At 41.6% G+C, this 13,091-nt stretch carries 12 protein-coding genes, 2 pseudogenes and 1 other annotated feature; all 14 genes and pseudogenes read left to right on the forward strand.

Annotated elements, in window-relative coordinates:
* Positions 1-42: 42 nt before the first annotated feature.
* Positions 43-1,296: an efflux RND transporter periplasmic adaptor subunit gene (locus tag ACT170_RS00770; RefSeq protein WP_444817902.1), complete on the forward strand. Its 1,254-nt coding sequence runs from the start codon at positions 43-45 to the stop codon at positions 1,294-1,296.
* Positions 1,297-1,306: 10 nt separating this feature from the next.
* Positions 1,307-1,993: an ABC transporter ATP-binding protein gene (locus ACT170_RS00775; RefSeq protein ID WP_155198189.1), complete on the forward strand. Its 687-nt coding sequence runs from the start codon at positions 1,307-1,309 to the stop codon at positions 1,991-1,993.
* Positions 1,994-2,002: 9 nt separating this feature from the next.
* The gene (locus tag ACT170_RS00780; RefSeq protein WP_444817903.1) at positions 2,003-3,211 is read left to right on the forward strand and encodes an ABC transporter permease; all 1,209 of its coding nucleotides are present in this window, start codon (positions 2,003-2,005) and stop codon (positions 3,209-3,211) included.
* 122 nt (positions 3,212-3,333) lie between these two features.
* Positions 3,334-3,470, forward strand: a sequence feature (ribosomal protein L10 leader region).
* 31 nt (positions 3,471-3,501) lie between these two features.
* On the forward strand, positions 3,502-4,005 hold the full coding sequence (gene rplJ, locus ACT170_RS00785) for a 50S ribosomal protein L10 (protein ID WP_084914879.1): 504 nt from the start codon (positions 3,502-3,504) through the stop codon (positions 4,003-4,005).
* Positions 4,006-4,079: 74 nt separating this feature from the next.
* Positions 4,080-4,448, forward strand: coding sequence for a 50S ribosomal protein L7/L12 (gene rplL, locus ACT170_RS00790; protein WP_004183006.1), 369 nt, complete (start codon positions 4,080-4,082; stop codon positions 4,446-4,448).
* Positions 4,449-4,660: 212 nt separating this feature from the next.
* Positions 4,661-4,783, forward strand: coding sequence for a hypothetical protein (locus tag ACT170_RS00795; protein ID WP_002269975.1), 123 nt, complete (start codon positions 4,661-4,663; stop codon positions 4,781-4,783).
* Between the two features lie 56 nt (positions 4,784-4,839).
* Positions 4,840-5,916 (forward strand): CHAP domain-containing protein, encoded by a 1,077-nt coding sequence (locus ACT170_RS00800; protein ID WP_444818048.1) that lies wholly within the window; start codon positions 4,840-4,842, stop codon positions 5,914-5,916.
* A 57-nt stretch (positions 5,917-5,973) separates the two neighbouring features.
* On the forward strand, positions 5,974-6,567 hold the full coding sequence (locus ACT170_RS00805; protein ID WP_444817904.1) for a type IV toxin-antitoxin system AbiEi family antitoxin domain-containing protein: 594 nt from the start codon (positions 5,974-5,976) through the stop codon (positions 6,565-6,567).
* Positions 6,564-6,629 (forward strand): annotated as a pseudogene (locus tag ACT170_RS00810) (nucleotidyl transferase AbiEii/AbiGii toxin family protein); the annotation flags it as partial. The gene ACT170_RS00805 and the pseudogene ACT170_RS00810, both read left to right, overlap by 4 nt.
* Before the next feature lie 165 nt (positions 6,630-6,794).
* Positions 6,795-8,348, forward strand: coding sequence for a BCCT family transporter (locus ACT170_RS00815; RefSeq protein ID WP_118184741.1), 1,554 nt, complete (start codon positions 6,795-6,797; stop codon positions 8,346-8,348).
* A gap of 9 nt (positions 8,349-8,357) precedes the next feature.
* Positions 8,358-8,531: pseudogene (locus ACT170_RS00820) on the forward strand (LysR family transcriptional regulator); the annotation flags it as partial.
* Between the two features lie 51 nt (positions 8,532-8,582).
* Complete coding sequence (locus tag ACT170_RS00825; protein WP_444818049.1) at positions 8,583-9,251, forward strand: LysR family transcriptional regulator substrate-binding protein; 669 nt, start codon at positions 8,583-8,585, stop codon at positions 9,249-9,251.
* A 216-nt stretch (positions 9,252-9,467) separates the two neighbouring features.
* Entirely contained in the window at positions 9,468-11,204 is a 1,737-nt protein-coding gene (locus tag ACT170_RS00830; protein ID WP_444817905.1) for an ABC transporter ATP-binding protein, read from the forward strand.
* A gap of 12 nt (positions 11,205-11,216) precedes the next feature.
* The gene (locus ACT170_RS00835) at positions 11,217-13,004 is read left to right on the forward strand and encodes an ABC transporter ATP-binding protein (RefSeq protein WP_444817906.1); all 1,788 of its coding nucleotides are present in this window, start codon (positions 11,217-11,219) and stop codon (positions 13,002-13,004) included.
* Positions 13,005-13,091 lie beyond the last annotated feature (87 nt).

Consider the following 13,091-nt stretch of genomic DNA (forward strand, 5'->3'; position numbering starts at 1 on the left):
ACAATTGTTTTATTTATGTGATACAAAAGAAAAGAGAGACTTATGCGAAAGAAAATCAGTCCAAAGTTATTTAAAAATAAAAAAAGAGTTTGGATCATTGGAGGAATTGGCTTCCTTGTCCTTTTGGTCCTAGGTTTTAACCTTTTTGCAGGTAGTGGCAAAGATGATAAGGCTTCCGAGTCCCCCACAGCAAGTAAGGTAACCAAGGGGCAGTTGGCCTCGTCCACCCTTCTGACTGGCATGGTGAAGGCTCAGTCGGAACAGTACGTTTATTTTGACAATACCATTGGACGCAATGCCACTGTGACAGTCTCTGTTGGTGAGGAGGTTAGCGTTGGTCAGCAACTGGTCCAATACGACAGCATCTCTGCCCAAGCGGCTTATGATACGGCTAGCCGTGCCTATAATAAGGCAGTTCGTGACCGTAATTATTTCCAACAGTATGGGACAGCTCCTGCGGCTTCGGCACAAACAAATAGTGATTCGGATGAGGATGATTTGACGACTACCGTTAGCCCTCAACAGCGTCAGCAAACCGAGGCAAGTAATTACCAAACCTTGCAAGATTATAATGATGCTGTTGCTAATGCAGCCTCAGAGCTAGAAAAGGCACAAGACGTCCTCAACCAAACGGTCATTGTTTCAGATGTTAATGGGACAGTCGTAGAAGTTGCGGACTCTGTGGACCCTGCTTCAAAAGAGAGCCAGACCCTAGTTCATGTGACTAGTGAAGGCCAATTTGAGATTCAAGGAACCTTAACGGAATATGACATTCCAAATATTTCAGTAGGTCAAAAGGTCAAGATTACTTCCAAAGTATACCCAGATCAAACTTGGACAGGGAAAGTCAGTTACGTTTCCAATTATCCTAAGCAAAATGCCAGTCAGTCAGCGGGTACATCTAGCAATTCAGGACAGACAGGCTCCCAGTATGAATACAAGGTTCAATTGACCAGTCCAATCGGCAAGCTCAAACAAGGTTTCAATGTATCTCTTGAAGTAACCAAAGATGATGATGCCCTGTTAGTTCCAGTAACTGCTGTGACCAAGAAAGGCTCTGACAACTACGTCTGGGTTTACGATGACGAGAGTCAAAAAATCAAGCAAGTCAAGGTCAAACTTGGTAATGCAGATGCTAAGCAGCAAGAAATTGCATCAGGGCTTAAAGAAGGTCAAAAGGTTATTACTAAGGCTGAAAAATCCTTCAAGGATGGTGAGACACTAAAGGATGTGACGGATGCCGATAGCAAAAAATCAAAAGAGACTAGTGGAGAAGAGGTGAAGTCTAGTGACTAAGCCAGCTCTTATGGTTTTAAGGGGGATCACCAAGTCTTTCAAAAATGGCCAAGAGTCCTTGCAGGTCCTTAAGGGGATTGACTTATCAGTTGATGAAGGTGACTTCGTGGCAATCATGGGCCCTTCTGGTTCAGGTAAATCAACCCTCATGAATATTATTGGACTTCTTGATCAACCAACTACAGGTTCCTATCAACTCGAGGGCGAGGATGTGGCTGATCTCTCTGAAAACCGCCTGGCCAAGGTAAGAAATGACCAGATTGGCTTTATCTTTCAGCAGTTTTTTCTCTTGCCAAAGTTAAGTGCCCAAAAGAATGTAGAGCTTCCCTTGATTTATGCGGGGAAATCTCCACGTGAACGTAAGCAAAGGGCACAACAATTCTTGGAAAAAGTCGGCTTGTCAGACCGCAGACATCATTTGCCGTCAGAGCTGTCTGGTGGACAGAAGCAAAGGGTGGCTATTGCGCGTGCACTGTCTAACGATCCGGCAATCATTTTGGCGGATGAACCTACGGGTGCGCTTGATACCAAGACAGGAACCCAGATTATGGATCTCTTAACCCAGCTAAACCGAGAAGGGAAGACCATTGTCATGGTTACCCATGAACCAGAGATTGCGGATTATGCCCGACGTAAGATTGTCATACGTGATGGGGAAATCACCCAAGACACAACGGACAGCGTTCGGATAGACTAGGAGGTAAGAATGGAAAATTGGAAATTTGCTCTTAGTTCTATTCGTTCTCACAAGATGCGGTCCTTCCTGACCATGTTGGGGATTATCATTGGTGTTGCTGCGGTAGTACTTATCATGGGTCTAGGAAATGGGATGCGTCAGAGTGTTACCGATAGTGTGACAGGTGATAAGGATACCGTTCAAGTCTACTATGAAGCCAAGGGTGAGGAGCTAGATCCTGCCTATGCGGACCTGTCACATCCGACCAAACCGGTTAAAGAAGTTTGGTTGGAGCAAGTGGCTAGGCAGACGCCTGGTATCGATAGTTATTTTGTGACCAACAGCCTAACTTCCTCTATCTCCCTCCAGAAAAAGACTGTGAAGAATGTTAATATCACAGGTGCCAGCCAGGGCTACTTTAAAGCTAAAAAGTTAGAGATGTTGACAGGACGTTCCTTGCAAGACAATGATTATAAAAACTTTTCACGAGTCATTGTCATTGATCAGATGGTGGCTAAAAAACTCTTTGAGACGAATGAGGATGCCCTTAACCAAGTGGTTACTATTGGGAAAAATGATTATCGTGTGATTGGTGTTTATAAGAATAAAGACACAGCGATTGGTGCCTTTGGTGAAATTGGGACAGCTCTTGTCGCCAATACCCAGTTAGCAGCTGAGAATAATACGGATCCTATTGGTCAGATTTTTTTCCATGTGACTGATGTGAAAAATAGTAGCAGTGTCGCTAAGGATGCCGCTAAACGCTTGACCCAGTTGTCCCAAGATGACAATGGAGAGTATAAGGCGGCAGATATGAGTTCGGCCCTAGATCAGGTGAACACGATTTTTGGAACCATTACCACTGTTGTCGGTGCGATTGCTGGGATTTCATTATTAGTTGGTGGAATTGGTGTTATGAATATCATGCTGGTTTCGGTAACTGAGCGGACACGAGAGATTGGTCTCCGTAAAGCTTTAGGCGCCACACGTCGTAAAATCTTGACTCAGTTTTTGATTGAATCGATGGTCCTTACCATCCTGGGTGGTCTGATTGGTCTAGGTTTTGCGGCCCTTGTAGTTGGACCAATTGGGAATGCCATGGACCTTAAAGCGACGGTTTCTCTTGGTGTAGCCATGGGAAGCATAGCCTTCTCAGCAGGCGTAGGAATCATTTTTGGTCTCCTACCGGCTAATAAGGCTTCGAAACTCGATCCTATCGAAGCTCTTAGGTATGATTAGAAATAACCTCTTGAAATCTTTAGATTTTGAGAGGTTTTATGGTCTTCGAAAAAAGATAGAGAAAAAAATAAAAAAATTGCATTTTTTTCTTGACGTCTGATTTAGGTCATGATATTATAAATAAGGTTTGAAAAAACTGACCTAAGACAGTTGGGGAGCTAGACTCGTAAACATCCAACCGAGGCACAAAACGTAACTATTTTTTTGTAACGTATTGTACTTTCGTGTCTAGGTTTAGGTACGATTTTTTTGTGCCTAGCCCAAAAATAAAAACGGAGGTAAAACTACTAATGAGTGAAGCTATTATTGCTAAGAAAGCTGAACAGGTTGCTATCGTCGCTGAGAAAATGAAAGCAGCAGCATCTATCGTTGTTGTTGACTCTCGTGGACTTACAGTTGACCAAGATACAGTTCTTCGTCGTAATCTTCGTGAATCAGGCGTTGAATTTAAAGTTATCAAAAACTCTATCTTGAGCCGTGCAGCTGAAGAAGCAGGTCTTGAAGACCTTAAAGAACTTTTCGTTGGTCCATCTGCAGTAGCATTCTCAAACGAAGATGTTATCGCACCAGCAAAAGTTATTAGCGAATTTGCTAAAGGTGCTGAAGCTCTTGAAATCAAAGGTGGTGTTGTTGACGGTGCGTTCACTTCAGTCGAAGAAATCAACGCTCTTGCATCACTTCCAAACAAAGAAGGTATGCTTTCTATGCTCCTTTCTGTACTTCAAGCGCCAGTGCGCAACGTTGCATACGCTGTCAAAGCGGTTGCAGAAAGCAAAGAAGACGGTGCTGCATAAGCCCATCTTCACAACTCGTAGCCTAAGCTACGTTTAAAACACTATATTAAAAAACACATTTGGAGGAAATCACAATGGCATTGAACATTGAAAACATTATTGCTGAAATTAAAGAAGCTTCAATCCTTGAATTGAACGACCTTGTAAAAGCTATCGAAGAAGAGTTTGGCGTAACTGCTGCTGCTCCTGTAGCTGCTGCTGCAGCTGGTGCTGCTGACGCTGGTGCTGCTAAAGATTCATTCGACGTTGAATTGACATCTGCAGGCGACAAAAAAGTTGGCGTTATCAAAGTTGTACGTGAAATCACAGGCGAAGGTCTTAAAGAAGCTAAAGCTATCGTTGACGGTGCACCATCAGTTATTAAAGAAGGTGTTGCTGCAGCTGAAGCTGAAGAAATCAAAGCTAAACTTGAAGAAGCTGGAGCTTCAGTTACTCTTAAATAATAAGGTAACGACTCAAGTCGCTTAATAAAGAAAACCAGGGCATCAGCTCTGGTTTTTTATTACGATAAGCGATTATGAGAAACTGATAAATTGATTTGGTTTCCTGCCAAAAATCCTGCCAAAAATTCTTTGGCAGTTTTTTTGTTTTAATAAACTTTCGGGGGTAGACACTAGATTGTCTACCCTTTTTTTTTTGCGTTTCGGAGGTAATTATGCAAAAGGAAGAACAGTCATCACGTCAAATCGTGAAGAGCCATATCATGACCATCATGGGAGTTGATAATCTAAAAGCAACTCAACTGGTAAATGAAATGGAACAAACAGGTTTAATCTGATTTGATGAATTCGGGAATTTTGGAATTTTAGTCTTGGAGGGATAATCATGAAACGTATTACTGCTAATCAATTTCAGACATCAGAGCGTTATTATAAACTCCCAAAAGTCTTGTTTGAAGATTACGCTAAAAAATACGGTCACGAGAACTTTACCATGAGAAACTGGGCAGATTTTCAATACTATAAGGATAAGACGTTGGATTTGGTGATTGCGGTCACAACAGCGAAGTTTACCCTTTTTAATATCCAATCGGTGATTGATTTGACGCAAAAAGACTCTATGGACTTGAAAACGTGGGGCACTCAGAAGACTATGGTCTATCTTGTTATTCCAGATAATGATACTACCTTTCGTTTTCTATCTGCTTTATTTTTCTCTATGGTTTTCTCCACTTTGACCAGACAGGCTGATGTGGACTTTAAAGGGCAACTGCCTATCCATGTTAGAAGCTATCTGGATGAGTTTGCTAATGTCGGAGAAATCCCAGACTTCGCCGAACAAACCTCAATAGTTAGCTCTTGGAATATGAGTCTAGTACCAATCTTGCAAAATATCGCCCAACTCTTTCTCATTTACTGGGAAGGAAATAGTGGTGATAAACTACTTGAACGTCAGACACGAGCCAGTGAGTGGTATTACCAAATTGAAAAAGACTTTAGTCAACCCAACGGCGGGACAGCACAAAGTGATCTAAAAGCACTTGAAGCTGTACGAGGAGACCTTTTTGAAAACTCTATTCCAGGAGGTGGTGATGGTATGGGTTACGCTTACGGCCAATGTACTTGGGGAGTCACAGCCCGTATTAACCAACTGGGTCTAAAACTCAAAGGAAAAAACGGTGAGAAGATTCCAATTATCAGTACCATGGGCAATGGCCAAGATTGGGTACGAACAGCCGCAAGTCTCGGTGGGGAGACAGGGACAAGTCCACAAGCAGGAGCTATTATTTCCTTTGCGGGAGGAGGACATGGCACACCAGCAGAATACGGACATGTGGCTTTCATCGAAAAACTCTACCCAAATGGCTCATTCCTTATCTCCGAAACCAATTACAATGGCAATTCAAACCATACCTTCCGTAAATTATCTGGAGTGGATAGTAACTTGAGTTTTGCGTATACGACGAAATAAAAAAGGATATGCTAACAATGACTTGATTTGTTAGCATATTGTTTTGGAGGTGGTGATATGGATTTGTTAGAGAAACCCGTTTATAATTATATTAAAAATAATCATGGAGTAATAACTTTTCGTGATATGGAAGAGCTTAACTTTTCTTATCAACAACTGAATCAATTAGTCTCAAAAGGGAAAGTGGAATCAATTGAAAGAGGTATCTATCATCTGCCAGATATCTATATCGATGACTATTTTAGTTTACAGTACCGTTTTCCAAAAGGAATTTATTCCTTAGAAACAGCACTTTGGTTACATGGTCTGTCCCTTACCATTCCATTTGAGCCTGTGATGACTTTTCCTTTCGGGACAAATACGAGGCCAATGAAAGAAGCTGGTGTCAAGCCAATTGTCGCTAGAAAGTATCATGAAATCGGTATTATTAGACTGGAGCGACAGGCTGGACAGTTTATCTCAGTATATGATATGGAACGAACATTAGTGGAGTGTTTGAGAACAGCTTATCATGTCGATATTCAAGTTATTGCTCCAGCTTTTCAAGCTTACTTTAAAAAAGGAGCTGTTGATTATGCCAAGTTGTATCACTATGCACAACTATTTAAAGTAACCGAAAAACTACAATCATATGTGGAGGTCTTGTCGTGAAATTTTCAAATGCTAATAGTTTCAAAGCTAAAATCAAGAATATTGCAAAAGAAAAAGGGATCTCTTTCTCAAAAGATTAGTCAAATATTTGAAGAATACGGTGCGAATATGTTGGATGTATTCGGTTGTTATATGTATAAATTAAACAATTGTGTTACAATGAAACCATATAGAATTTTAAGTTTTCTCAAAAACTTTTTATAACTAAGAACACATAAGGAGGTAAAATGGTGAAGCATTCTAAAAGAACGAAAGTTTTTCAGCTTTCACTCGTCATCATATTTATTTTAGTCTTGTTAGGGCTCTTTGTTCCCCAGCAGTTTCAAAATATTAGTTCTTACTTAAAAAATCTCTTAACAACTAGTGTTGGCTGGTTTTACTTGTTATTGGTTACGGGGATTTTAATTTTTTGTGTCTTTTTAATTGTAAGTCCGATAGGGCAGATTCGCTTGGGTAATCCCACGAGTCGGCCAGAGCATTCGACGACGTCATGGATTGCCATGATGTTTTCTGCTGGAATGGGGATTGGTCTGGTCTTTTATGGGGCAGCAGAGCCTTTGAGTCACTTTGCTATCTCGACGCCCAATGCAGAAATAGGCAGTGCGGATGCTCTCGCAGATGCTTTTCGTTTTACTTTTTTTCACTGGGGATTTCATGCTTGGGCGGTCTATGCCCTGGTGGGATTGTCTTTGGCTTATTTTGGCTTTCGTAAACGGGAGAAATATCAGCTCTCAGTCGTCTTTAAGCCTCTTTTTGGAAAATATGCGGACGGACCAATAGCAACCATTATCGATACCATCACCATTATTGCGACAGTGATTGGGGTAGCGACAACGCTCGGCTTTGGTGCCTCACAAATCAATGGTGGTCTCTCCTATGTCTTTGGTATTCCTAATAATAGTCTTGTGCAAGTCATCATTATCATCATTGCGACAATTCTTTTTCTTATTTCTGCCTTATCAGGTTTAGGAAAGGGTGTTAAAATCCTATCTAATACAAACTTGATTTTAGCTATTGTCTTGCTTGCTGGAGTCATAGTTTTGGGGCCAACGGTTAAGATATTTGACACCATGACAGACTCTATCGGCCTTTATTTTCAAAACTTCTTCCGTATGAGTTTTCGGGCGGCGGCTTTTGATGAGACCAAGCGGGCTTGGATTAACCAATGGACCATTTTTTACTGGGCATGGTGGATTTCCTGGTCACCTTTTGTGGGCGTCTTTATTGCCCGTATCTCAAAAGGTCGGACTATTCGCGAATTTTTGACAGTAGTGCTTTTGGCACCAACAGTCCTTAGTTTTATCTGGTTTTCTGCTTTTGGTACCTTATCTACTTCACTACAAGATTCGGGGGTTGATTTGATACGTTTTGCCACAGAAGAAATTCTTTTTGCCTCTTTTAATGAATATCCTCTGGGAAGTGTCCTTTCACTCCTGGCAATTATTTTAGTTTTAACCTTCTTTGTGACCTCGGCGGATTCTGCCACCTATGTTTTGGCCATGTTGTCTGAAGATGGCAATCTAAATCCAAGTAATCGTAAAAAGGTGATTTGGGGTGTCATGCTGGCCTTGATTGCTATTGCACTCATGTTTTCTGGTGGATTGACAGCTTTACAAAACACGCTCATTATTGTCGCTTTTCCATTTTCCATAGTACTAGTGTTGATGATGTGGTCGCTTATGAAAGAGTTATATCACGAAAAAGAGCAAATGGGACTCGCCATTACACCAGACCGATATCCTGAGAAGAATCAACCGTTTAAATCTTATGAGGAAAATTAGGAGGATGGCATGGAGTTAAGAGTGCTTCGTTATTTTATTACTATTGCTGAGGAGGGGAGTATCTCCAATGCAGCTGAGAAGCTGATGATTACTTAGCCGACACTCAGTCGTCAGTTAAAAGATTTGGAGCAGGAACTTGGTGAACCTCTTTTTATCCGTGAACATAAACAAATGATTCTCACAGAAGCTGGACATTTCCTCAAGGATAGAGCAGTGGATATCCTAGAGTTAAGTATGCAGACCGAGGAGGAATTTGAGCGTCGCAGACAGGCTCTATTTTCTGGACAGAAAGCTATCGGTTGCATTGAATCTGAGAGTAGCCAGTTGTTGGGTGGAATAATTGAGGATTTGCTTTTCGATTATCCGCATGTGAATTTTCAGCTTTATAGTGGAACAAGTGATGATATTCAGGATAAGTTGGATAAAGGGATTTTGGATTTCGGTATACTTTTAACCCCAGTTAATGTAGATCGGTATCAAAGTCATTTTTTGCCTGTGAAGGAGCGATGGGGAGTCTTGGTAGGTAGCCATTCCCATCTGGCCAAATTTCCAAGAGTGACTGTCACAGATATGGAAAACATCCCAGTGATTTTCCCAAACCGAAAGGAAATCAAGGATTTTTTGATTCCTTGGGCTAGAGGTCATCAAGATAACATGGTGGTTATCGGTAGTAGTAATCTGGCTTTCAATGCAATTCCTCTGGTGGAACATGAAATCGGGGCTCTAGTCTGTATTGAGGGAGCTGTCAAAAACAGAATCAATGCTGAGGTAACTTTTGTCCCTATGGAGCCTTCTCTCTACTCTGAGATGATATTAGTCTGGAAGGAAAGTCGCTATCTTTCTCTTGTGGCACAAGAATTTTTAAAGCGGATTAAAGTTTATTATCCAGCAGAGTTATTCTAAAGAAATAATAAGGTAACGACTCAAGTCGCTTAAAAAAGAAAACCAGGGCATAAGCTCTGGTTTTTTCTATTGCTTTTAATATTTTCATTTGTTAGAATGTAGGTAATGTGCGTGCTTGTCACGCCCTTTTTCTGTGTCTTTTACGGCTTTAGTGATTGTAAATAACTATAAAAATCTTAAAGGCATGGTAAATGCTAAAAAGAAAAGGAGAAATTTATGGCTTATATTTGGTCTTATCTCAGGCGTTATCCTAAGTGGCTGGCGATGAATTTTACGGCGGCCATTTTATTTGTTATTGCTAATCTGGGTTTGCCGACGGTTCTTGCCAGAATGATTGATGAGGGAATAAACCGTGGTGATGTTGATAAGCTTTACGCTTATGCTTGGGTCATGTTTGGTGTAGTTTTGACTGGGATTGTTGGTCGTATACTTCTGTCCTATGCGGTTGGTAAATTGACCACTACTATGGTGCAAGTCATGCGTAATGATATATACGCCAAGCTTCAGGAGTATTCACACCATGAGTACGAGCAGATTGGGGTATCCTCTTTGGTGACTCGTATTACATCAGATGCTTTTGTGCTTATGCAGTTTGCGGATCAGGTTCTTAAGCTAGGGGTTATCACTCCTTTGATGATGGTTTCCAGTGTCTTTTTGATTTTGACGACCAGTCCATCTTTGGCTTGGATTGTGGCCATCTCCTTGCCTTTCCTAGCCGTAGTTGTCTGGTATGTGGCGGTAAAAACGCGTCCGCTTTCTGAAAAGCAACAGGCAACTCTCGACAAGATTAACCAGTATGCTCGTGAAAATCTGACTGGGCTTCGTGTCATCCGTGCTTTCGCTAGAGAAGATTTCCAAGAGCAGAAGTTTGCCTCTGAAAATGCTGTCTATGCGGATAATTCAAACAAGCTCTTTAAATTGACTGGTTTAACAGAGCCCCTTTTTGTGCAAATCATCATCGCTATGATTGTGGCTATTGTTTGGTTTGCTCTAGAGCCATTAGGTTCTGGGACTTTGGCAATCGGGGACTTGGTTGCCTTTATTGAGTACAGTTTCCATGCACTATTGTCCTTCCTCTTCCTAGCTAATCTCTTTACCATGTATCCTCGTACGGCGGTATCTAGTGAACGTCTGCAGGAAATTATGGACATGCCGATTTCTATCAATCCAAATGAAGATGGGGTGACAGAGACTGATACTAAGGGATATTTGGAATTTGATAATGTGACCTTCGCCTATCCTGGTGAAACTGAGAGTCCTGTCCTACACAATATTTCCTTCAAGGCTAAACCAGGTGAAACCATTGCCTTTATCGGTTCTACGGGTTCAGGGAAATCCTCTCTTGTGCAGTTGATCCCACGCTTTTATGATGTCACACTTGGACGCATTCTTGTTGATGGTGTGGATGTCCGTGACTACAATCTTAAGGCTCTTCGTCGTAAGATTGGCTTTATTCCACAAAAAGCTCTACTCTTTACTGGAACTATCGGTGAAAATATCCGTTATGGTAAGGAAAATGCCAGTCATGAAGAATTGAATCAAGCTACTGATGTGGCTCAAGCCAAGGAATTTATCGAAAGTAAGGAAGAACGCTATGATTCTCACTTGGCTGAGGGTGGCAGCAACCTTTCTGGTGGACAGAAGCAGCGTTTGTCAATTGCACGTGCGGTGGTTAAGCGTCCTGATCTCTATATCTTTGATGATTCCTTCTCTGCCTTGGACTACAAGACTGATGCGACCTTGCGCCGTCGTCTAAAAGAAGTGACCCAGGATGCGACAGTCTTGATTGTGGCCCAACGTGTGGGAACCATTATGGATGCTGACCAGATTATCGTTCTTGACAAGGGTGAAATTGTTGGTCGTGGCCGTCACGAAGAGCTCATGGCAAGTAATGATATTTACCGTGAAATTGCTAATTCCCAACTGAACCAAAAGAGTCTGGCGGAAGACTAGAAGGAGGTCAAAATGAAGAAAAATAAAATGAAAACAAGTCATTCCTCAAGTTTTGGCCGCCTTTGGTCATACTTGCAGGTTTATCGTTTCCCACTTTACCTAGCTATTTTCCTGAAAATTGTTAGTGTCATTATGAGTGTTCTCGAACCTGTTGTGATTGGATTAGCCATTACGGAACTGACTAAAAATACACTGGACATGTTCAAGGGTGTGGAAGGCGCTCATATTAACGTTTCCTATGTTGGTTGGGTTCTAGTTGTTTATCTCTTGCGTGGTCTTATTTATGAGTTGGCTGCTTATTATTCCAACTATTTTATGACCAATGCCGTGCAAGCAACGGTTCAAGATATGCGAAATGAGATGACTGAGAAAATCAATCGTACCTCAGTCTCATACTTTGATAAGCACCAGTTTGGGGACCTCTTGGGCCGCTTTACCAGTGATGTCGAGACAGTTTCGAATGCTTTGCAGCAGTCCTTTTTGCAGGTAGTTAATGCCGTCTTTACTCTAGTCTTGGTTATTGGGACAGTGCTTTACCTTAATCTTCAATTGGGAGCTATAGTTGTCGTCACTATTCCCATTACTTACTTTGGCGCTCGCTTCATTATGAGTAAGTCTCAACCTTACTTTAAGCAGCAGGCTGATGCCCTAGGTACTCTTAACGGTTTTGTTCAGGAAAATCTGACTGGTTTCAATGTGCTTAAACTTTTTGGCCGTGAGGATAAATCTTTAGACGACTTTAAAGAGATTACGGAAGACCTTCAGAAGGTAGGTTTTAAGGCCAATTTCATTTCAGGCCTCATGATGCCTGTACTTAATGGTTTATCTGACTTGACCTATCTAATTGTCGCTGTTCTAGGTGGTTTGCAAGTTTTGGCTGGTCGCTTGACGATTGGTAATATGCAGGCCTTTGTTCAGTACGTTTGGCAGATTAATCAACCTATTCAGAACTTGACTCAGTTAGCTGGACAATTGCAGAGTGCTAAGTCTTCTTTGGACCGTATTTTCCAACTGATGGATGAACCAGACGAGGCTAATGATGCTACTGAAGTGCTTGAAGGAGATTTGACCGGTCGGGTTAGCTTTAAGCATGTAGACTTCCAGTATGTGGTTGATAAACCTTTGATTCGTGACTTTAATCTTGAAGTCAATCCTGGCGAAATGGTCGCTATTGTCGGCCCAACTGGTGCCGGAAAATCAACGATTATCAATCTTCTCATGCGTTTCTATGATGTGACTGCAGGTTCTATCTCGGTTGATGGTCATGATATTCGTAACTTATCACGTCAGGATTATCGTAAACAGTTTGGTATGGTACTTCAGGATGCTTGGCTCTTTGAAGGAACTATCAAGGAAAATCTTCGTTTTGGTAATCTTGAGGCAACTGACGAAGAAATTGTTGAAGCCGCTAAGGCTGCCAATGTGGACCACTTTATCCGTACGCTGCCTGGTGGTTACAACATGGAAATGAACCAGGAATCAAGTAACATTTCACTGGGACAAAAGCAACTTTTGACCATTGCGCGTGCGCTTTTGGCTGATCCGAAAATTTTGATTTTGGACGAGGCAACCTCATCAGTTGATACTCGTTTGGAACTCTTGATTCAAAAGGCTATGAAGACTCTCATGCAGGGTCGAACAAGCTTTGTCATTGCTCACCGTCTGTCAACTATCCAAGAGGCAGACAAGATTTTGGTCCTTAAAGATGGACAAATCATCGAACAAGGGAACCATGAATCCCTCCTTGCAGATAAAGGTTTTTATTACGATTTGTATAATAGTCAGTTTGCGGAGAAATAAACAGAAAAATCCATCAGTTATGAACTGATGGATTTTTTCTGAATGTGACGAGTAATAAGAGAGACTTTCCCAGTAAGAGAAGTCTTA

This window comes from Streptococcus sp. cx1, assembly GCF_052384325.1.
Classification (GTDB): Bacteria; Bacillota; Bacilli; order Lactobacillales; family Streptococcaceae; genus Streptococcus; species Streptococcus salivarius_G.